This is a genomic window from Streptococcus bouchesdurhonensis (assembly GCF_948472335.1).
In genome coordinates this window covers 33,439-54,136 of the sequence record NZ_CAOKTW010000012.1, presented here as the reverse complement: position 1 = coordinate 54,136, position 20,698 = coordinate 33,439, and the positions used below count along the sequence as shown (strand labels likewise).

At 40.5% G+C, this 20,698-nt stretch carries 24 protein-coding genes and 2 tRNA genes; 15 read left to right on the top strand and 11 right to left on the bottom strand.

Going from position 1 to position 20,698, the window contains the following annotated elements; translation table 11 throughout:
* The first annotated feature begins 151 nt into the window (after positions 1-151).
* From QMQ21_RS16660 to QMQ21_RS16625, 8 genes are all read left to right on the top strand, one after another.
* Complete coding sequence (locus QMQ21_RS16660; protein WP_261045003.1) at positions 152-532, top strand: MarR family winged helix-turn-helix transcriptional regulator; 381 nt, start codon at positions 152-154, stop codon at positions 530-532.
* Positions 533-632: 100 nt separating this feature from the next.
* The gene (locus QMQ21_RS16655) at positions 633-854 is read left to right on the top strand and encodes a DUF4649 family protein (protein WP_000570250.1); all 222 of its coding nucleotides are present in this window, start codon (positions 633-635) and stop codon (positions 852-854) included.
* 15 nt (positions 855-869) lie between these two features.
* Positions 870-1,184, top strand: coding sequence for a thioredoxin (gene trxA / locus QMQ21_RS16650; RefSeq protein ID WP_001029581.1), 315 nt, complete (start codon positions 870-872; stop codon positions 1,182-1,184).
* 201 nt (positions 1,185-1,385) lie between these two features.
* Positions 1,386-2,039 (top strand): 7-cyano-7-deazaguanine synthase QueC, encoded by a 654-nt coding sequence (gene queC, locus QMQ21_RS16645; RefSeq protein WP_004256100.1) that lies wholly within the window; start codon positions 1,386-1,388, stop codon positions 2,037-2,039.
* The gene (gene queD / locus QMQ21_RS16640) at positions 2,039-2,482 is read left to right on the top strand and encodes a 6-carboxytetrahydropterin synthase QueD (protein ID WP_004256098.1); all 444 of its coding nucleotides are present in this window, start codon (positions 2,039-2,041) and stop codon (positions 2,480-2,482) included. The genes queC and queD overlap by 1 nt, the downstream gene beginning before the upstream one ends.
* Complete coding sequence (gene queE, locus QMQ21_RS16635) at positions 2,475-3,191, top strand: 7-carboxy-7-deazaguanine synthase QueE (RefSeq protein WP_192855418.1); 717 nt, start codon at positions 2,475-2,477, stop codon at positions 3,189-3,191. The genes queD and queE overlap by 8 nt, the downstream gene beginning before the upstream one ends.
* An 18-nt stretch (positions 3,192-3,209) precedes the next feature.
* On the top strand, positions 3,210-3,701 hold the full coding sequence (gene queF, locus QMQ21_RS16630) for a preQ(1) synthase (protein WP_192855417.1): 492 nt from the start codon (positions 3,210-3,212) through the stop codon (positions 3,699-3,701).
* A gap of 11 nt (positions 3,702-3,712) precedes the next feature.
* The gene (locus tag QMQ21_RS16625; protein WP_084928242.1) at positions 3,713-3,931 is read left to right on the top strand and encodes a hypothetical protein; all 219 of its coding nucleotides are present in this window, start codon (positions 3,713-3,715) and stop codon (positions 3,929-3,931) included.
* A 24-nt stretch (positions 3,932-3,955) separates the two neighbouring features.
* On the opposite strand, the gene QMQ21_RS16620 is transcribed toward QMQ21_RS16625, so the two are convergent.
* Positions 3,956-4,624 (bottom strand): MIP/aquaporin family protein, encoded by a 669-nt coding sequence (locus tag QMQ21_RS16620; protein ID WP_247933079.1) that lies wholly within the window; start codon positions 4,622-4,624, stop codon positions 3,956-3,958.
* Positions 4,625-4,879: 255 nt separating this feature from the next.
* Between QMQ21_RS16620 and QMQ21_RS16615 the strand changes: the two genes are divergently transcribed.
* Positions 4,880-5,644, top strand: a complete 765-nt coding sequence (locus tag QMQ21_RS16615) for a (S)-acetoin forming diacetyl reductase (protein WP_000048147.1) — start codon at positions 4,880-4,882, stop codon at positions 5,642-5,644.
* 107 nt (positions 5,645-5,751) lie between these two features.
* Here QMQ21_RS16615 and QMQ21_RS16610 read toward each other — a convergent pair whose 3' ends face one another.
* Both QMQ21_RS16610 and QMQ21_RS16605 read right to left on the bottom strand, forming a co-directional pair.
* On the bottom strand, positions 5,752-6,543 hold the full coding sequence (locus tag QMQ21_RS16610; RefSeq protein WP_284525500.1) for a DUF2785 domain-containing protein: 792 nt from the start codon (positions 6,541-6,543) through the stop codon (positions 5,752-5,754).
* An 11-nt stretch (positions 6,544-6,554) separates the two neighbouring features.
* Positions 6,555-6,887: a winged helix-turn-helix transcriptional regulator gene (locus tag QMQ21_RS16605; RefSeq protein ID WP_000182730.1), complete on the bottom strand. Its 333-nt coding sequence runs from the start codon at positions 6,885-6,887 to the stop codon at positions 6,555-6,557.
* A 150-nt stretch (positions 6,888-7,037) separates the two neighbouring features.
* Here QMQ21_RS16605 and QMQ21_RS16600 point away from each other — a divergent pair, with 150 nt between their 5' ends.
* The gene (locus QMQ21_RS16600) at positions 7,038-7,427 is read left to right on the top strand and encodes a nuclear transport factor 2 family protein (protein WP_000106207.1); all 390 of its coding nucleotides are present in this window, start codon (positions 7,038-7,040) and stop codon (positions 7,425-7,427) included.
* A 166-nt stretch (positions 7,428-7,593) separates the two neighbouring features.
* On the opposite strand, the gene pepF is transcribed toward QMQ21_RS16600, so the two are convergent.
* From pepF to QMQ21_RS16570, 6 genes are all read right to left on the bottom strand, one after another.
* On the bottom strand, positions 7,594-9,390 hold the full coding sequence (gene pepF, locus QMQ21_RS16595; RefSeq protein ID WP_000435590.1) for an oligoendopeptidase F: 1,797 nt from the start codon (positions 9,388-9,390) through the stop codon (positions 7,594-7,596).
* 10 nt (positions 9,391-9,400) lie between these two features.
* Positions 9,401-10,144: a 16S rRNA (uracil(1498)-N(3))-methyltransferase gene (locus QMQ21_RS16590; RefSeq protein ID WP_001188174.1), complete on the bottom strand. Its 744-nt coding sequence runs from the start codon at positions 10,142-10,144 to the stop codon at positions 9,401-9,403.
* A gap of 1 nt (position 10,145) precedes the next feature.
* Positions 10,146-11,096, bottom strand: a complete 951-nt coding sequence (prmA, locus tag QMQ21_RS16585) for a 50S ribosomal protein L11 methyltransferase (RefSeq protein ID WP_000451175.1) — start codon at positions 11,094-11,096, stop codon at positions 10,146-10,148.
* A 137-nt stretch (positions 11,097-11,233) separates the two neighbouring features.
* Positions 11,234-11,662 carry an NUDIX hydrolase gene (locus tag QMQ21_RS16580; protein WP_261056800.1) on the bottom strand — a complete coding sequence of 143 codons (429 nt, stop codon included), beginning with the start codon at positions 11,660-11,662 and terminating at the stop codon, positions 11,234-11,236.
* Between the two features lies 1 nt (position 11,663).
* Positions 11,664-12,731 carry a M50 family metallopeptidase gene (locus tag QMQ21_RS16575; RefSeq protein WP_261056801.1) on the bottom strand — a complete coding sequence of 356 codons (1,068 nt, stop codon included), beginning with the start codon at positions 12,729-12,731 and terminating at the stop codon, positions 11,664-11,666.
* An 18-nt stretch (positions 12,732-12,749) separates the two neighbouring features.
* Positions 12,750-13,220 carry a DUF3013 family protein gene (locus QMQ21_RS16570; RefSeq protein WP_261056802.1) on the bottom strand — a complete coding sequence of 157 codons (471 nt, stop codon included), beginning with the start codon at positions 13,218-13,220 and terminating at the stop codon, positions 12,750-12,752.
* 115 nt (positions 13,221-13,335) lie between these two features.
* Between QMQ21_RS16570 and QMQ21_RS16565 the strand changes: the two genes are divergently transcribed.
* The 4 genes from QMQ21_RS16565 to QMQ21_RS16550 all read left to right on the top strand — a co-directional run bounded on the left by QMQ21_RS16565 (position 13,336) and on the right by QMQ21_RS16550 (position 15,949).
* The gene (locus QMQ21_RS16565) at positions 13,336-14,607 is read left to right on the top strand and encodes a replication-associated recombination protein A (RefSeq protein WP_261056803.1); all 1,272 of its coding nucleotides are present in this window, start codon (positions 13,336-13,338) and stop codon (positions 14,605-14,607) included.
* A gap of 264 nt (positions 14,608-14,871) precedes the next feature.
* Positions 14,872-14,944, top strand: a tRNA-Lys gene (locus QMQ21_RS16560).
* A 354-nt stretch (positions 14,945-15,298) separates the two neighbouring features.
* Positions 15,299-15,814 carry a DUF308 domain-containing protein gene (locus QMQ21_RS16555; RefSeq protein ID WP_084926221.1) on the top strand — a complete coding sequence of 172 codons (516 nt, stop codon included), beginning with the start codon at positions 15,299-15,301 and terminating at the stop codon, positions 15,812-15,814.
* A 62-nt stretch (positions 15,815-15,876) separates the two neighbouring features.
* Positions 15,877-15,949: transfer RNA gene (locus tag QMQ21_RS16550), tRNA-Lys, on the top strand.
* A gap of 140 nt (positions 15,950-16,089) precedes the next feature.
* On the opposite strand, the gene QMQ21_RS16545 is transcribed toward QMQ21_RS16550, so the two are convergent.
* Together QMQ21_RS16545 and QMQ21_RS16540 are read right to left on the bottom strand one after the other, a co-directional pair.
* On the bottom strand, positions 16,090-17,178 hold the full coding sequence (locus QMQ21_RS16545; protein WP_001055016.1) for an AI-2E family transporter: 1,089 nt from the start codon (positions 17,176-17,178) through the stop codon (positions 16,090-16,092).
* A 9-nt stretch (positions 17,179-17,187) separates the two neighbouring features.
* Positions 17,188-18,477 (bottom strand): DUF308 domain-containing protein, encoded by a 1,290-nt coding sequence (locus QMQ21_RS16540; protein ID WP_261060117.1) that lies wholly within the window; start codon positions 18,475-18,477, stop codon positions 17,188-17,190.
* 803 nt (positions 18,478-19,280) lie between these two features.
* Here QMQ21_RS16540 and QMQ21_RS16535 point away from each other — a divergent pair.
* Positions 19,281-20,426 (top strand): low temperature requirement protein A, encoded by a 1,146-nt coding sequence (locus QMQ21_RS16535; RefSeq protein ID WP_261814828.1) that lies wholly within the window; start codon positions 19,281-19,283, stop codon positions 20,424-20,426.
* Positions 20,427-20,698 lie beyond the last annotated feature (272 nt).

Here is a 20,698-nt window from a genome sequence, read left to right as displayed (position 1 = left end):
GGCATGATTTAGGATAAAATATTCCAGCGTCCTTCTTGCCAGCTCTTTTGAAAAGTAGTATAATTATTGCATGCGCAATCATCTTGTGATGCAGAGACTGTCCGTGAATGGACTTTCTTCTATTTACAACTCTAAAAAGAAAGGAGATACTATGACCTATTTGGAAAAATGGTTTGACTTCAATCGTCGTCAGAAAGAAATTGAAAGTCTCTTGGAAGAGACTATTGCCCAGCAGAGCGAGCAAAGTCTGACCTTGAAAGAGTTTTACCTGCTCTACTATCTGGACTTGGCTCAAGAAAAATCTCTACGCCAGATTGACCTGCCAGATAAGCTTCATCTGAGCCCGAGCGCTGTTTCTCGGATGGTGGCTCGCTTGGAAGCCAAAAATTGCGGTCTACTTAGTCGCAGGTGTTGTGATCAAGATAGGCGTTCTAGCTTTATCTGCCTGACAAGTGATGGACAAAATACACTGGCCACACTACAAAAGGCTGTTGAAGAAAGCTTGGAAACTGGTTTGGATTTCTTGATTTAAGATGATTTTAGAAAAAAAGTTGCGTGCGCAATCATTTTTCTTGACATTCTCTTTTACAAGGAGTAAAATAAAATCATCATTAAACAAAGGAGTTTTTAAAATGATTGAAATTACCTATCTAGATGCCAGCAAGAACGAAAGAACTGTAACTTTCGAATCTTATGACGACTTTGATCGTTCGCAACAAGCTTGCCTTATCGGCGTCGCAGACTACTATCCTGTCCAAAAATTAACCTACAACGGTCATGATTTGGACTACCATGGGACTTATGGAGATATCTTCTTCTATCTCAAGAAACAAGATTTAAGCCAATATAACTAAAAAAGGAGAAATACAATGGCAAAAGCAATTACAGATGCAACATTCGAACAAGAAACAAAAGACGGTTTGGTCTTGGTAGACTTCTGGGCAACTTGGTGTGGTCCATGTCGTATGCAAGGTCCAATCTTGGACAAATTGTCTGAAGAACTTTCAGAAGATGTTTTAAAAATCGTTAAAATGGACGTTGATGAAAATCCAAACACAGCTCGTGCTTTTGGAATCATGTCTATCCCAACCCTTCTCTTCAAAAAAGACGGCCAAGTTGTCAAACAAGTTGCTGGTGTTCACACAGCAGAACAAATCAAGGCCATCGTTGCTGAATTGAGCTAATCACACTAGAGACCAAGTACTTTCTTTGGTCTCTTTTTTCTTGCCCTTTGCCATTTTTCAAAAAATATGCTAGACTGTATGTAGAATATTACGATGTTTGGGACATGCCATCGCTAAAAAAAACCTTGACTTGGTATTTTTTAGCTCCCTCAAGGGAGCTTTTTGCGTGCTCTGAACATTTCCCATTTCGGAAGGAGTACTATGAAACGTCAATCAGCCTTGGTCGTCTTTAGTGGCGGTCAAGATTCTACAACCTGCCTCTTTTGGGCTAAAAAACACTATGAAACGGTAGAAGCCGTTACCTTTGCCTACGGCCAACGTCATCATCTCGAAATTCAAGTCGCTGAAAAAATTGCTAAGGAACAAGGCATTCGTCATCATATCCTCGATATGTCTCTGCTGGGGCAAATCACTGAAAATGCCCTGACCTCTGATATGGAGATTGAGCAAAAAGAGGGAGAAGTTCCCAATACCTTCGTTGACGGTCGCAACCACCTCTTTCTATCCTTTGCAGCAGTTCTTGCCAAGCAACGAGGTATTAAAGACATCGTGACAGGTGTCTGCGAGACAGACTTCTCAGGCTACCCCGATTGTCGAGATGTCTTTGTCAAATCTCTCAATGTCACCCTCAACCTAGCCATGGATTACGACTTCGTTATCCAAACACCTCTCATGTGGCTGGACAAGGCTGAAACTTGGGAATTGGCTGACCAACTCGGTGCCTTCGACTATGTTCGTGAAAAGACCTTGACCTGCTATAATGGAATTATCGGCAGTGGCTGTGGGGATTGCCCAGCCTGCCACCTACGTCAACATGGTCTAGATGTTTATCTCTCACAGAAAGGAGAGGACTAATGTTTTTTGCACCCAAAGAAATCAAACAGGAAACTGGGGAGTCGCTTATCTACAATCCTTACAGAACCTTGGTATCAAAAGAATTTACCTTTGATGCTGCCCACCACCTCTTTCACTATGAGGGAAAATGCAAATCCCTGCACGGCCACACCTATCATCTGCAAATTGCTGTCAGTGGGTTTTTAGATGAGCGTGGTATGACCTACGATTTTGGAGACATCAAAGCGATCTACAAGAACTTCTTAGAGCCCCACTTGGATCATCGCTATCTCAATGAAACCCTGCCCTATATGAACACGACTGCTGAAAATATGGTTTACTGGATTTTCCAAACCATGAACCAAGAGTTGCCAGATGAACGCGGTCTTCGTTTGGAATACGTCCGCCTCTATGAAACTCCGACTTCCTTTGCAGAGTTTAGACGGGAGTGGTTAGATGACTAGGGAACGTGTCCTCAAACTACCAGTTCTGGAAATCTTTGGCCCAACCTTTCAAGGTGAAGGCCGTGCTATCGGGCAGAAAACCATGTTTGTCCGCACTGCCGGTTGTGACTACCACTGCGACTGGTGCGACTCTGCCTTTACTTGGGATGGTTCTGAAAAACCAACTCGCATGACGGCTGACGAGGTCATTGCTGAGTTGGATAAATTAGGGAACTACGACTATGTAACCCTATCTGGGGGAAATCCTGCTATCCTAGCAGCCAACATGGCCGAATTGGTCACCAAGCTCAAGGAACGCGGTGTCACCCTTGCTGTCGAGACTCAAGGTTCTCGCTGGCAAAATTGGTTAAAAGACATCGACCAAGTTACTCTCAGTCCCAAACCTCCTTCATCCAAGATGGAAGTCAACTTTGAGACCCTGGACTTTATCGTTTCCCAACTGGATCCAGATAAGGTCACCTTTAAAATCCCTGTCTTTGACGATGCAGATTTGGCCTTTGCTAAAGGAATACAAGAACGCTACCAACCAGATGTCCTCTTCTTATCGGCTGGAAATCCTGAGCCCAAGGCCACAGGCAATATTATCCAAGACCAACTGGACCGCCTCAAAGAACTCTGGGAACGTATCGCTGCCGACGATAGCTGGGGCAATGTCCGCGTCCTTCCTCAACTCCATACCCTCCTCTACGATAACCAACGTGGTGTTTAAAATTAGAAAGAAAAAATCATGTCACAACAAGAAGAAATGAAAAACCTAAGCCTACTAGGCAACAAAGAAACCAACTACATTTTCGAATATCAACCAGAAGTCCTCGAATCCTTTGACAATCGTCATGTGGAAAATGACTATTTCATCAAATTTAACTGTCCTGAATTTACCTCACTTTGCCCAATCACTGCTCAGCCAGACTTTGCAACTATCTATATTTCCTACATCCCTGATAAGCTCTGTGTTGAGTCAAAATCCCTCAAACTCTACCTCTTTAGCTACCGAAACCACGGAGATTTCCACGAAAACTGTATCAACACCATTGGGAAAGACTTGGTCAACTTGCTAGGCCCTCGCTATTTAGAAGTCTGGGGAAAATTCACTCCGCGCGGTGGCATTTCAATCGACCCCTACTACAACTACGGTAAACCTGGAACTAAGTATGAAGGCTTGGCAGAACAACGCCTCTTCCAACACGACATTTATCCAGAAAAAATTGACAACCGTTAAACTCAGACTCATTGAGAATCAAAGAGCAAACTAGGAGATTAGCCGCAGGTTGCTCAAAGCACTGCTTTGAGGTTGTAGATGAAACTGACGAAGTCAGCTCAAAACACTGTTTTGAGGTTGTGGATGAAACTGACGAAGTTAGTAACCATACATACGGCAAGGTGAAGCTGACGTGGTTTGAAAAAATTTTCGAAGAGTATCATACGAAAAAGCCCTGTTCCTCAAGCTGAGGAGCAAGGCTTTTTGAGTTTCAATTATTCTTCTGTTCCAAGGAAGTTTTTCGCAACGAGGGCTGCAAAAACTCCACCAACGATTGGCGCAAGGATGAAAATCCAAACTTGTTGAAGGGCTGTGCCACCTACCAAAACAGCTGGTGCCAAGCTACGAGCTGGGTTTACTGAAAGTCCAGTAATGTTCAAGCCCACAAGAATCATCGCCATCAATGACAAACCGATTACCAAACCAGCAATCGCTCCATTTCCCTTGCTTTCTGAAGTCACGGTCATGATAACCAAGACAAACAAGAAAGTTGCGATCACTTCAAACAAGAATCCACCAAAGACAGTAACCCCGTTTGCCAAGGCATTTTCACCAAGGCTAGCAGTTGACATACCTGAGTTCGCCAAGAGGAAAAAGACAGCGCCAGAAGCGATGAAAGCTCCAACAACTTGTCCAAGGATGTAATTGACAAGGTCTTTTGATGACAAACGTTTGTTTACAAACATAGCGATCGAAACAGCTGGGTTCAAATGAGCACCTGAAACAGTTCCGATTGAGTAAGCAGCAACCACAATGGCCAAACCGAAGGCAAAGGCGATTCCAAGGTGACCAAGGCCATCAAGACCATTTCCAAAAACAACAGCTCCTGTTCCGATGAACACAAGCATGAAAGTACCGATTAACTCAGCGACAAATTTTTTCATTTTCTTTCTCCTTTTTTCAAAAACTAGATACTAGTCTATCAAAAGAAGGAAAGGGTTTCAAGAAAATTGATTGGAAATTTTCAGGCTAGAATCCTGTAAAGACGGTAGTTTTTATTTGAAACATTTTTTTCAAAGGTATATAATGTCAATATAGTTCTAATGAGTTATTTATTCCCTAATTGGAACTAATTTTTACAACTTTGCTGTTCTTTTATGAACGTTTGAATGGTATCGTGAATACCAAGGAGGAATCATATGTCTAAAGTTGCTATTGTCACAGGTGCAGGTCAAGGAATCGGTTTTGCAATTGCGAAACGATTGGTTCAAGATGGCTTTAAGGTAGGAGTCTTAGACTACAATCCCGAAACAGCCGAAAAGGCTGTTGCCGAATTATCAGCTGAAAATGCCTTTGCTGTCGTAGCTGATGTTTCGAAACAGGCAGAAGTTGCCCAAGCATTTCAAAAAGTTGTTGACCATTTTGGTGATTTGAATGTTGTCGTAAATAACGCTGGTGTTGCTCCAACTACTCCTCTTGATACAATTACTGAGGAACAATTTACACGCACTTTCGGTATCAACGTTGGTGGTGTCATTTGGGGTTCACAAGCTGCACAAGCGCAATTTAAAGCACTTGGCCACGGAGGTAAAATTATCAACGCAACCTCTCAAGCTGGTGTAGTCGGTAATCCAAATCTAACTGTTTACGGTGGAACAAAATTTGCTGTTCGTGGAATTACGCAAACATTAGCACGTGATTTAGCAGACTCAGGCATCACTGTTAACGCCTACGCACCAGGTATTGTGAAAACACCAATGATGTACGATATCGCTCATGAAGTTGGTAAAAATGCAGGAAAAGATGACGAGTGGGGTATGCAGACATTTGCAAAAGATATTACCCTAAAACGTCTATCTGAACCAGAAGATGTGGCTGCTGCTGTCAGCTTCCTTGCAGGGCCAGATTCAAACTACATTACAGGACAAACCATTATCGTTGATGGTGGTATGCAATTCCATTAAGATACAAGAAAAGAGGTTGGAAAATGATTTAACCTCTTTTATTAGTTTTCATTATTAGTTAGGAGGATACAATAGAAACTCTTTCAATAAATAATATTAGCTTATCCCTAGTATTGAAAAGACTGGATGGCTTCTTTCAAGTCATCTTGTAAACTATTTCTCTGGTCAAGTTGGACATAGACTTCCAACAGACAGGATCTGAAGTTGGAAAATTTATAAAAATCTTCCCTTTCTTCTATCGGAAAGTCAACAGCTTTTATCCAAGAAGCTACTTGCTCTTGCTCCAACTTCCCTTGTAAAATAGGTTCATAGATCACTCTTGCTAAACGCCAATCCTCATCATCTGTAAAGCGAATGGTAATTCTTTTAAATAGTTGGCCAAGTATGTCAAATACTTCATGAATTCTGTCTATAGGAAAGTCTGGATGACAAACCACCTCTGTCAGTAAATCGGCTCCATGTGCAAAGGCATGAACCCAACCATACTGACTTGAAAAACCCGTTGTATCCTTTTCTTTTGAAAGATAATACAAACCTTGATTTAAAAGGACATTACGAATTCCTGCTTTTAATCCCTGATAAAAAACCGATTGCTGGTTGGCATCCGCAAACAAGAGGTTTGCATAAACAAGTGCCCTAAAAGAACGTTCAAGTGTTGGCAGACCTACCTTATCAATCTCTTTATCTAGTCCTCCATCAGCTGAGACCACCTCAGCAATGAAATAAAATTGTTCCTGTGTAAATAGCTCTTCCTGAATCCCTCTAGCAAAGCTTGTAAAAACAAGGTCATCGCGAATTTCTGGAGAAGGATCTCCCAAATGATCAAGCAACCACTGGATTTCTTCCTCATGATAACTTGGTTTTTCTTCTGCTATTTTTCTAAGTAACTCTTGATACATGGTCAATACCTCTACATTTCTAGCAACTTGATATAATCTAGACCCCATTTCTCTACAGCATCTAAAACAACTCTAAATTCCTGCCCCATTTCAGTTAAGCTGTACTCAACTCGTGGTGGAACTTCGGCATAGACCTTTCGTTGAACAATCTTATCCTTTTCTAATTGACGGAGATGACGGGTCAAAATAGTTTGAGTAATCCCAGGCAATAATCTTTGCAATTCTTTAAATCGTTTAGTACCCGTACTCAACTGATAAATGATTACCAGTGCCCATTTCCCCGTTAAAACCCTCTGCGTTGTCGCAAATGGACAAATACCATACTCACTCACTTTATTTGTCATAAAATATCCTCTTTCTATTTTTTAAAAAAAATTTATCTTTTAGTATCAATAATAGTACTACTTTTGATACTAGCTATCGAAAAAGTATCTACTTGTTTTTTTGTTTGTAACTGTTACAATTATATCATAAAAAAGAAATGGAGAATATATATGTCAACAAACTTAGAAATTTTCAATGCTTATAACCAAGCTTTAATTGCTGGTGACTTTCCCAGTGTCTTTGAAACGATGGCAGACGATATTATCTGGCATCAACCTGGTACTCATAGTATATCTGGTTCAGTTGGTGGTAAGGACAAGCTAGGAACTCACCTGGCTACATTTGCTGAGAAAACTAGTGGAACCTTTAAGGTGATAACAAATTGGGTTTCTGACAATAAGGATTTAATCGCAGCCAATGTTACTTTTCTTGGAACACGTGCTGATGGTACTGAACTCAATATGAACGGGATTGACCTCTTCCGCATTGAAGACGGAAAAATCAAAGAAGTTTGGCTCTTCTCTTCAGATCAAGCTGAAGAAGATAGCTTTTGGGGATAATTTAAGAGGCCAGGACAAAAAATTTTGATTTTAGGAATTCTTTATTCTAAATTTTTAAATTAATAGATTAGAAAAAAGCGAACAAGACAGAATTCTGAGTGTCAGATAACTCGTTTTGTTCGTTTTTTATATTTAAGGTTAGACTTTTATCCCAGACTCTTTTAATTTACTCTCCCAACTGGGCACTGTAGGCGATGATCTGATCAACTGTGTCTGACAAGAATTGGATTGTATCACGGAGTGGTTTGTCTGTTGAAATATCTGCTCCGATAATCATAGCTGACTCAAGCGGTGTCTTGCTACCACCTGATTTGAGAAGTTTGAGCCAGTCTTCAGCTCCAGTTTCTGAATTTTTTAGATGAAGGTAACCAGCAGTCGAGATAACTAGTCCTGCTGAGTAAGTGTAACTATACAAGCCCATATAGTAGTGAGCTTGGCGCATCCAAGTCAGAGCCGCATCGTCGTCAATTTCAATAGCATCTCCCCAGAAATCTGTCAAAACTTCCTTCATAATACTGTTGAGTTTGCTTGCTCCAAAGGTCTCCCCTTCTTCAATCAATGTATACACCTTACGCTGGAAGGCTGCTTCCAAAAGGTGGGTAATAAAGTTATGGAAGTAGGTGTCTGTCAAGCGGTGAGCAAGAGCGAAGCGTTTTTGACGTGGGTCGTCAGATTGGTGTTCCAAGTAATCACTGAGAAGCAACTCATTGAAAGTTGACGGTGCTTCAACATAGTAGGTCGACATGTGGGCATTAAAGTAGCTTTGGTGATTATCTGAAAAGATGAATTGACCAGAATGCCCGATTTCATGAATCAAAGTATAGACATCACTCAAACGACCTGTCCAGCTCATGAGGACATAAGGGTGCACGCGATATGGATCCGCCGCATAACCGCCAGAATCCTTGCCACTATTGGCAGCAAAGTCCACCCAGCGCTCTTCTTGATAGCGAGCAACTTCTTGACAATATTCTTTCCCCAAAGGTTCTACCGACTTCATGACCAAATCATAGGCGTCGTCAATAGTCACTTGAGGATTTAGGGCGCTATCCAAGTCCAATTTCCAATCTGCAAAGGTCATCTTTTCAAGACCATTTACTTTGGCAACATGCTTGAGGTATCTCTGAGCAACGGGCGCAAAATCCTTCATGATGAGGTCAATCTGACGATCAAACATAGCACGGTCCACTTCTTGCTCAGCCAGAAGGTAATCAAAGACAGAGTCGTAACCCTTCATATCTGCCAATAGTTTTTCAGACTTGACTTGGGCTAGATAGGCTGCTGCAGCCGTATTTTGGTGCTTACGAAGACCTTCTGAGAAGGAACGGAAAGATTTCTCACGAACCTCAGCATCCTCGTGGTTTTGGTAGAAATTCTCATAGGTCACAAAGCTGTTTTTGTAGGTCTTGCCATTGACTTCAAAGTCGGCCATTTCAAAATCCCCAGCTCGCATCTTAGTGTAAATGTCCTGTGGACTGTAGAAAACTTCACCGAGATTGGTCAAGGCCTTCTCCACATCAGCCCCTAGATAGTGGGCTTTTTTGATTTTTGCCTGACGAATAGCCGCCGTCAAATGAGGTAATTCACCCAAACGATCCAAGACTTCCTCATCAGCTTCCACCAAGGCATCGTCAAAGAAGGTCAAGACTACGCTAGCATCTGTTTCAAATTCCATCCCAGCTTGGGCAATGTTGGCAAATTCGTCATTGCTATAGTCTGTCGTCTGAGGCATAAAGCCATAGTTACCAATATGGCTCATCTGAATGTAGATTTGCTCCAGTTCCGCAAAAGCCTTTTCAAAATCCTCAAAAGTATGAAGATTCCCCTTGTAATTACGACTAAACTGGTTGATGTCTTCGCGAGCTTTCTCGATTGCACGCAAGAAATCCTCACGGTCTTGGTATAGGGCTGTTAAATCCCAAAGTTCCTTCTCTGGAAATTCTGAACGGTGTTTTTGTTCCATTTTCTTCCTCTTATTTCTCTAATTCTAATAAAACACTAAGGGCTGATAAGGCGTAAAGCGGTGCTGTTTCTGCTCGCAAAATACGAGGACCAAGACCTGCCAAGACTGCTCCCTTAGCTTCAAAACTTTCGATTTCTGCAGGTGACAGACCACCTTCTGGACCAAAGATAAAGAGCAATTTAGCTCCCTTCTCGAGTCCATTAACTGCTTGTAAAAGCGCAGCGGCTTCTCCTTCTTTTGCCGACTCTTCATAAGCCACTACAATGCGGTCAAATTGGTCAAGTTGGGCTAGAAAATCTCCTTTCTTCTCAAAAAGCTTGATACTTGGGACCAAATTACGCTTGCTTTGTTCTGCTGCTCCAAGGGCAATTTTTTCTAGTTTTTCAACCTTTTTACCCAATTTCTTGCCATCCCACTTGGCAACTGACCAGTCTGCTGGGAAGGCCCAGATTTGACTAGCTCCGAGTTCGGTTACTTTTTGAGTGATAAACTCCAGCTTGTCTCCCTTGGGAAATCCAGATGCGATGGTTACTTGAACGGGCAGTTCCACATTGTCATCTAGTTCTTGGACCAACTCAAACTGACGAGCTTCCACATCCAGCACATGCGCCAAACGCTTGACTCCATCATCAAAGACCAAAGTAACCTCATCATCTTCTTTCAAGCGCATTACCTGAAACATATGCTTGCTGGTTTCCTTATCCTCGATGATGACTGGCGAGGTAGCATTACCTTTTACAAAATACTGCTGCATGCTAGCCTCCAATCACACCGGAAATATCCTTGGTTTTCTTAAAGACACAGGCATTCCATTCCCCTTGAACCATGTGAGTTTCGAGGAAAAATCCAGCTGACTCAGCCGACTTGCGCACCATGTCCCACTTGTCCTTGATAATCCCACTCATGATGAGGTAGCCTTCATCCTTGACCAATCGATAAGCATCATCTGTCAGATGAATGAGAATATCCGCCAAGATATTAGCCACAATGACATCTGCCTCAATCTCAACCCCCTTAAGCAAATCACCTGCAGCTACATGGATGTTTTCCATGCCAGGGTTGAGCTCAATATTTTCCTGAGCCACACGAACCGCTACATCATCTAGGTCGTAGGCGAAAATTTCCTTAGCACCCAGTAGCGAGCTAGCAATAGAGAGGACGCCTGATCCAGTCCCCACATCTAGCACTGTTTCCCCACCACGAAGAACCTGCTCCAAGGCAAAGAGGCTCATCTTAGTGGTTGGATGGGTCCCCGTACCAAAAGCCATGCCAGGATCCAGCTTGATAATCTTTTCCCCAGCAGTCGCCTCATAGTCTGTCCACGACGGCACGATGGTCAAATCATGAGTGATGCGAGCAGGTTCATAGTATTTCTTCCAGTTGTCTGCCCAGTCTTCCTCAGCCAAGGCAGTCGTCCCCATCTTGACTTCACCCAAATCCATAAAATCTGTCAATTCTGCTAGACGAGCCTGCAAATCTGACTCAACCGTTGCTACATCAACCGTATCAGGGTAATAGGCTGTCACTACGATTTCTTCTTGCTGCTCGACCTCAGGGAAAATTTCACCGAAACGATTGACGTTGCCCACATAGTCCATACTGTCTTCAATCGCAACACCCTGGGCACCCAGCTCAATCAAGAGATTAGAGACTAACTCCTCTCCCTCACGCTTAACTGTAACTTTTAACTCTTGCCATGTTTCCATTATTAAGATACCAAGCCCGTAAAACACAAAGCCAAAATAGGAAATTCTCTGAAGACGCTTGTGTCTAAGAGAAGTTTATCTTTTTGGCACAGTGTTTAGGGCGGGTTCAGTTTAGAAATTTAACCGAACCATCCTTTCTAATCACTTACTTTTAAATAATCTTTTAATCTCTCTTGCAACTGAGGTACAACTTGACTGGAACTAAGAAACTCCTCAACATGCATCAACTGATAGCCCTGTCCTTCGTCGCCAAATACGATACTGTCAAACTGGTCCGGTGTCAACTCACCGACTAGAAAAACAGACTGTTTGTCTGCAAAAAGCATACTTGGATAAACCCTACTCCAAAGCAGACAATCTTTAGTCAGATGAATTCCCAGCTCTTCATAAACTTCACGCGCCGCACACTCAAAAGGACTTTCATTACCTTCGCGTCCACCACCGGGCAGTTCCCACATATTGGGCCAGGGAATGCTTGCCTTATCATCGCGTAAGATAGTCAAGAGCTTATCCCCACAAAACAAAGCAATCTTGCAGCCTGTGAAATCAGAAATTTCTAGTTCCATATTAGACTCCTTCGGTTAATTCCTTTTCCAGCTCGGCTAACCAGTTTTGATAATAGCTTTTCTCATCCCGTAACATCCGGCTGCTATTCATTTTCTGTCTAGCAAGCTTCATAGCCTTGTGAGTTTGAACTACATCTTTCTTTACTTTAAATTGATACCAAGCTTGAATGACCTGCATATCTGCTGTTTTTATAGATAAAAAGGATTTGACCCCTCGAATACTTGCATATTCTTCCGCATTCTTATTATCTCCTTCCATCAGAGCAACTTGAAGAAGGTATAATTGAGAACTAGTTTTAGACATTGGATTATCTGTTTTCTCTAACACAGACTGAAACTGTTGCTTTGCAAGCTCTATATTATCATCCAATATGAATACCAATCCCTGAAGAGTCCGAACACTTTCTGCAAAACTTCCTCTCACATCCTCATCAACAGACATGATAAAGTCTTTTAAATCATATTCTTGAGGAGCTAGCAAGGTCTGGGCAGAATGCCTCAACATTAGGTAGGCGTATTTGGTATTTTCAGGGTGTTGTAGCAATTCCCAAATTTTCGCTCCATCGGTGATGCCGACTGGCAAAATGTTATTTAGGAAGAAAGACAAATTAAGAAAAATCCAAGTCCCTGCAAAATACCAGCTTCTTGTCAAAAATCCAAACACTATCGCCAATAATATCAAGCTGAGATGAACCATCAAGCCTCCTGAAAGCATCAGGATGATTCTTTGATCGCTTTCATCTTCTTTCAATCCAATATACTGAGCACCAACATTTTTTATAACTGCTGTTCGACTAAGATGAAGCCTTCCTGACTTTTTGGTTAAAAGAAAGTTCCCTAATCCAAAAGCCACCAGACGATAGCCTGTCAGATAACCACAAAATGCATGACCAAGCTCATGAAGAATCAAGATTACATACATGCTTAGAAAAGCAAAAGCATAACCAAAACTAAAAACTAATAATGCAGAATAGCCCAACTCTGCAAATGCGATGGTTCCACAAGCAAAAGCTAGCATAATAAAGACAACAGCTAGCACATAAACCAAATAAATCCCAATTTTCTTCATAAAATCTCCAACCAACTCCTAATATCTCGGATAAGGATAAAATTCTCCCTCTTCCAAGCCTACTTTTCCTTCTTCAAAGACTTCTTGGTTCCATTCCATGACGAATTCATCTGCTTCTGGGTCTTCCAAAAAGTCCATGAGGGCATCTAGTCCAACCTCGGCAGTATCTTTGAGGAATAGCGCAAAATAAGCTAAGAATTCGCGGGAAAATCCTTTTTTAGGCAAGTAAGGGATGACAGTCAAATAGTCTTCTGCATTGACTGTTGATTTAGCAGGATTGTAGAAAAGAACTGCTTCTTCAAAGAGAATGTCATCTGACGAAACCTCTCCGTCCTCATCCACCATCTCCACACCTGTAGCGTTTTGCGCTTCCAATAGAAAACTCACTTCAACCGCGTGGTTGCGCTTGTCCCAACTAATCTCAAAGTCAAAGGGAAAATTCTTCTCCAACTCTTCCTCTAAAACATCTAAAAATCCATATGTTGCCATTTTGTCCTCTTTCTATGCGACTCTTTAATCGCCCCGATTGCTCGGAAATATGCTAAAATAGATACTACCATCTTACCACATATACATCAGAAAATCCACGCTAGAAAGGACTGCTATGCCAGACAATCTCGCACTTCGCATGCGCCCTAAAACCATCGATCAGGTCATCGGTCAGGAACATCTGGTCGGACAAGGAAAAATCATCCGTCGCATGGTGGAAGCCAACCGCCTGTCCTCCATGATTCTATATGGACCTCCTGGAATCGGCAAGACCAGTATTGCTTCAGCCATCGCTGGGACTACTAAGTATGCCTTTCGAACTTTCAATGCGACAGTTGATAGTAAAAAGCGACTGCAAGAAATCGCGGAAGAGGCTAAATTTTCTGGTGGTCTCGTCCTATTACTAGACGAAATTCATCGTCTAGACAAGACCAAGCAAGACTTTCTACTTCCACTCTTGGAAAGTGGACTGGTCATCATGATTGGCGCTACGACTGAAAATCCTTTCTTCTCTGTCACTCCTGCCATTCGTAGCCGTGTTCAAATTTTTGAGTTGGAACCTCTGTCTAACCAAGACGTCAAAGAGGCTCTTCAGATAGCTCTAAGTAACCCTGAGCGTGGTTTTGATTTTCCAGTAGAACTAGATGAGGATGCGATGGATTTCATCGCATCCTCTACAAACGGAGACCTTCGTTCTGCCTTCAACTCACTGGATTTGGCAGTTCTTTCTACCCCTGAAAATGACGAGGGCATCCGCCATATCACCCTTGATGTCATGGAAAATAGCCTACAACGGAGCTACATCACCATGGATAAGGATGGGGATGGACATTATGACGTACTCTCAGCCCTGCAAAAGTCCATACGAGGTTCGGATGTCGATGCCAGTCTTCACTATGCTGCTCGCTTGATTGAGGCTGGTGATTTGCCAAGTCTCGCTCGTCGTTTGACTGTTATCGCTTATGAAGATATCGGTTTGGCCAATCCTGAAGCCCAGATTCACACTGTGACTGCTCTGGATGCTGCCCAAAAGATTGGTTTTCCCGAAGCTCGCATCCTCATTGCCAATGTCGTGATTGATTTGGCCCTTTCTCCAAAATCCAACTCAGCATACGTGGCTATGGACAAGGCACTTGCTGACCTCAAAACATCAGGGCACTTGCCTATTCCGCGACACCTGCGTGATGGGCACTACAGTGGAAGCAAGGAACTGGGGAATGCCCAAGACTATCTCTATCCACACAACTATCCTGGAAATTGGGTCAAGCAAGACTATCTGCCAGAAAAAATCCGCAATCATCACTATTTCCAAGCAGAAGATACTGGTAAATATGAACGAGCTTTGGCTCAAAGAAAGGAAGCTATCGACCGTTTACGAAAAATCTGAAATCCTTTTCAAAAAATTGCACTTTCCTCTTGATTTTTTTTGAAAAAGTGGTATCATATAAACATAGAAACGCTGTGGTGTACGACTTCACACTTAAGTGTTGACCGACTATTTTTTGTATTATTAGGGAAACAAAAGTCTTCTAACAGCATGTAGGCCGTCTCACACGGAAACAGCTTCAGTTAGAGCGAGTTGCCCACCTGCTTAATTGCGCGGGTTCAATACAAACCGTGAAGTTTCGGCACCAATACAGCTTTTTTCTTTGCCTCCTTAGCTCAGCTGGCAGAGCAGCGGACTCTTAATCCGTGGGTCACAGGTTCGATCCCTGTAGGGGGCATCTAAATACAACAGGAAAAAGCCTTGTAAATCAAGGCTTTTTTTGCTTGTCTATAACTGATTTACCCCATCATTTGTCCCACATTTTAAATCTATCTTTTCTTTTTGAATCAAATTACATCTTTACAAATAGTGTAAAGCCAGTTACTTTTGCTTTGATGCCATACAATATTTTCATGTAGAGAAGACAAATTTTATCTTCTCTTTTTATTTTCAAAATAATAAAAACTGATTTTCTTTTCATAAATCAGACTGAAACTTCCAAATTTTCCATTTTGTTTATTGATATTTCCTCTAAAAAGGTGTATAATATTTTTATTATCAAACTATACTATACTATATAGGGGGTATTGAAATGAAATTTTCTAATCGTTTATCGCTATTCCTTGCAGGAGTTGTTTTTGTCCTTTTAGGACTTTTCCTATTTACAAACCCAGTAGCTAATCTTGTTGTTTACAGCTGGTGGATTGCATTTGGTTTACTGGTTTCTTCTATAGCAGCTATTTTAGGCTATTTCTCTGTACCAAAAGAGCTTCGCTCACCAGCTCATCTTTTCCAAGGGATTGTTAATCTTCTCTTAGCTCTTTACCTCGTTGCCTATGGCTTTGTGACGCTGCCAGTTGTCATTCCAACTATTTTAGGAATTTGGTTAATTGTAGAAGCCATTATAGTTTTCTTTAAAGGCAATCGTCTGGGATTGATTTTCCCTATTATTGGCAACCATATCATGTGGATAGCGTTGCTTGCATTTTTACTAGGTCTAGTGATTTTGTTCAATCCAGTAGCTACAAGTGTCTTTGTCGTTTATGTCGTTGCCTTTGCATTTTTAATTGTTGGTTTCACCTATATCCTTGATGCCTTTCGTAAATAATCTAGCTGCCATTTTGGGCATATTAAAATAGCTGGGAAGTTACATTCTCAGCTTTTTCTGTTGCCTCCTTAGCTCAGTTGGTAGAGCAGTAGACTCTTAAGCTATGGGGCGCAGGTTCGAGCCCTGCAGGGGGCACATCTAAATCAACAGAAATAAGCCTTGAAACCAAGGCTTTTTTTAACGTCTAATAGCTTTTTGTAGAAAAGTATTTAAAAATAAAAGAGAAGAGAATCTCTCACTCTCTTCTCAGTATATCTTATTAAATTTAGTTTTTCTTAATCTACCTGATTTTCCTTTGCAACGACAAATTCTTTAACCAGTCGATAGATAACAGCAAATACGGGGGTAAAGAATATCATTCCAAGTAGTCCGAAAAGATTCCCTCCGATACTAGCAGCCGCAAGCGTGAAAAGGGCTGGTAAGCCAATAGATTGACCCACAACTTTGGGATAGATAAGATTTCCCTCAATCAGTTGTATGATTTGATATAGAAGAAGAGAAAGTAAGGCTTGAGTAGGACTCACTGTGAAGATAAAAATCGCTCCCACAACACAAGCAATCATAGGCCCTACATAAGGAATGAACGATAGCACTCCTGCAAAGATACCTGTCATTACTCCATAGGGTATCCCAAACACGCTGTAACCAACCGCTATCATAACTCCTATGATAACTGCTTCAATCAGCTGACTCATCAAAAATTGGTCATAAGTCTCTAGTGCTACTTGTCCAATGTAAGTCAACTTTATCACCACCTTCTCTGGAAGAAAAACTTTTAGAAGTCGACTCGTCATCGCTGCCAAATGTTCCTTACTGGATAAAAATAAAAAGGTGAAGACTATAATCAAAAAGGCATTCATCAAACTTGAAAAAATATTGCCGATATTACTAGTCAGACCTGATAAAAAACCTATCAAAGCTTGGCTAATAGAACTAGATTGTCCCTGTATGCCTGATACGATAGTTGACAACATGTCTTTGGTTACAAATTCCGAGCTGCCTAGCAATTTCCCAAGTTGAGTAAGGACTGTTGAAAGGACTGTTCCCAGCTGACTAATAGTCTGGGCTAGGGTTGGCAGCACCAAAACCAAAAGAGCAATCACGATTAAGATAAGAGCTAGGAAAACAAGTACCATGGCAATCGGACGACGCAACTCTGCCTTTACCTTCAATTTAACTAAGTACTGTTCAATTTTTTTCATAGGAACATTAAGCACAAAAGCAATAACAGCACCATAAATCAAGGTTGATATTACATCAAAGAGAGAGATTGCTCCTGATATAAAGCTCGATGCATTCAGAATTACAAGAGCAACCAGCCCTATAAAAAGTATTAACGGGGTGTATTTTTTTACTAAGTTCATAAATTCTCCTTAATAAACATGTTTAGATACGACTATACTATTTGGTTTTTCAAACTCTCGATTAAGGTAGGCTTGGTAAGTTCCTGGAGCGATAAATCCTTTGGGTGAGAGGATATCGGTGCCAGCCTGACCGACTATGGTATCAGCCAAGAGCACACAGTTTGTAGATAAGACAAAGTAGGATTTAAACTTAGATTTGATAAATTTATAAAGTTCCCCATCTGTCTCATGTCTGATTTTATAAGCGTAGGTGTAGTCTTCCTTACCATCACCTGTCATGATTTTATCTGCACTTGGCTCCCATGGAATCGTCAGTTGTTTCAATTCAGCCAACTTTTTCTGAACTGCTTTTTCCATTTCAGGCGTCAAATCTATCCCATAACCAAAAAGCGTTTTTTGACTCTCACGTTTACATAGGTCAATGTACTTGTCACGATCACAGAAATATAAGACACCATCTCCTACCATGCCAAATAAGGTCTCAGAAGACGGATCATAGTTGCCATAAGAAATAACACGGCCTTGATAGCAGATATCCACATGACCAATTGCCGAAAACAGAGAGGTCTCAGCTGTATGAACAAAAATTTCAAGCTCCGCTGTCTTACCAGACTTCACCATTCCAAGATGGATATCCTCTCTCTCATCAGCATTTTCCTGCATGAATTTGTTGATTTTTGCTAAAGTTCTTGCAGGGATGAGAGCGGCTAGGACAATAGGTAAGCTAATTCTAATGCGACGTTTGAGATGGTTTTTCCCAATTTCCTCCTCAAACAAGAAACCATCACGGATATTGGACACACCATAAAGGAAAAAATAAGCCCCTAATACAAAGAGTTGAAAGACAGAATTTCCTGTAGAGGACAAAAGACTAGTCCCACCAAGAAAAACTAGTACGAGTCCATCTAGTAAGAGACGAAAACGAGGTCGAATTTTGTTTTTGCGGTAGAGAACATAGGTGACAAGGTTAATACTAGCATGAAAAATCTGATAAACTCCAATCACAAGAGCCAAAATATAAATCGGCACATCCGTCGCAAGATTGGAGCCAAGCAAATATCCCAGCACTAACAATTTAACCAGTGCAACTCCCAAGGTGTCCGTTGACTGACTTTTTTTGAAAATACGTAATACTAAATCTAAGACCGTTGCTATCCAAGCTAAAAACAGAACCAGTCGAATAACCTTTACTGGCAACCAAGTCCCCGTGACCATCAAGATGAGACCTAGCAGAACAAACAAGAACCCCTGAGCAAGTAATTTCTTACCTGTCAGACCTAAAGATAGAATATTCGCCATATAAAAACCTTTCAACAATAAAAATTAAACACTCCGATTAAACTGACTAGTAAATAGCCAACACTACAAACAGCCTGTGCCAGCAACATATGGTGACTAGAAATGACTGTAGTAATGTCACCATCTTGTCTTATGCACTTCTAAAATTTGTTATATTGATTAGAAACCAGAGCTTATAAAAACTAGCTAAACTCGAGAGATAGACACAATTGCGACGAAAAAATGTATAACCAATTCAACTTGTTAAGGTAAGAAAGCATTATTTCCAATCTATTAATTATTCATCTATTACCTATTATGACACAATATTCCCTATAGTTCAACTTTTTACTTGTTTTTATATTACACGGACTAAAAAGTTTTCAACAGTTGATTGCATTTGTTTTAATAAGTTTTAACCTTTCTTGGTTAGATAAAAAAAGAACCATACAGTTTAGAATCTGTATGGTTTTTGCCCCACTTTTGTCCCATTTTTAAATCATGACATTGAAAATACCTAAAATCACTTATATTTCAATATTTTTAATTGCTCTCAATATGAAAGTCCTTTCCAAATCCCTGTAGGGGGCATCTAAATCAACAGGAAAAAGCCTTGGAATCAAGGCTTTTTTGTGTAGTCTTAGCACTAAAAAACGATAGAAAAAACACCCCTTCTGAACTGCACCCCAAAAGTTAGACAGAAAAAACCTAACTTTTGTGGCGCAGTTCATTCGCGCCACATAAAGTTATTTAAGCATATCCTTTTCTCTCATTACCATTTTCTGTTATAATAAATTGTACTTCTAAAATAGAAAGGTCTTAAGATGACAACTCTTATTAAACATAAACGTGTAGAATTTTCAGAACTTTTTTATGACTTAGTTTTTGTTTTTGCAGTTTCAAAAGTAACTACTTTAATTGACCATCTTCATAACGGTATTTTGACTTGGAATTCTTTCCTTGATTTTTTCATTGCTTCTTTGCTTCTCATCGATTCCTGGATGATTCAAACCGATTATACCAATCGCTATGGAAAGAACTCTTTATTTAACATAGTAATCATGTTTATCAAAATGGGAATTTTACTCTTTATAGCCAATATGATTGGACCTGATTGGCAACAATATTTTCATTATCTCTGTTGGGCTATTGGTACATTAACCCTTACCTTATTTTTTCAATATTTGGTTGAATTTTTTAGAAAATCAACCGATGATGTTCATCGGGAAAGTATCAAAGGTTTTCTATGGATAACAGGTCTAGGAAGTTTAGGAGTCTATTTAGCAGCTCTTCTTCCTATTTACGTTGGAGTCTCTGTCTTATTTGCTAGTATTCTGCTAACATTTATTATGCCAAGTATCTTGCTTAATAAAGATAAGCATTACCAGGTAAATCTCCCCCATTTAATCGAGCGCATCTCCCTTCTTGTCATTATTATGTTTGGAGAGATGATTACGGAGCTAGCTAACTTCTTTACAATCGAGAATTTCTCGATTTATTCGGTTCTTTATTTCATTATTATGATTTCTCTGTTCTTGTTTTATTTTGGTCAATTCGACCATGCTATTGATGAAAAATCTAATCAAAAGGGGCTATTTCTAATTTACAGTCACTATCCTATTTTCATTGGGCTTATGATGATGACTGTATCGATGAGTTTTCTTCTGAATCCTGAAGCTAATCGTCTCTTTGCAACCAGCTTCTCTTATATCGGATTTGGCCTCTTTCAAGCTGCTGTCCTAGTAAATGGGCCCCATAACAAACACTATCTTCGCTATTCGAAAAGTTACTACTGTGTCCAAGCGACACTCTATCTGGCTGCCTTGATTCTCTCTTTAATCTTTGCTTCTAATCCTATAATAGTAGTGAGTATAACAACCATTTTAGCTCTAGCTATAGCCATTCATTTTATTTATTTTTATATGACACAGAATAAAAAATATTCCAAATCTAACTGGGGGCTCTTTTAATGAGTTTATAACATAAAAAAGCTTTGGGAACCAAGGCTTTTTTTCATTAATTTGTTTTTCCATTTTATCCTCCGATTTGAACTCGCACTGACATTTATTTATAACAAAACTATATATCTAGAATAGCATAATCATTAGGTATTATAGGTTTTCAAACCAAATACGAGTCATTCGTTTTTGCCCCACTTTTGCCCCATTTTTAAATCCTGACATTGAAAACACCTAAAAGTATTTCCCTAAAATCAGCTATATTTCAACATTTTTGTTTATTT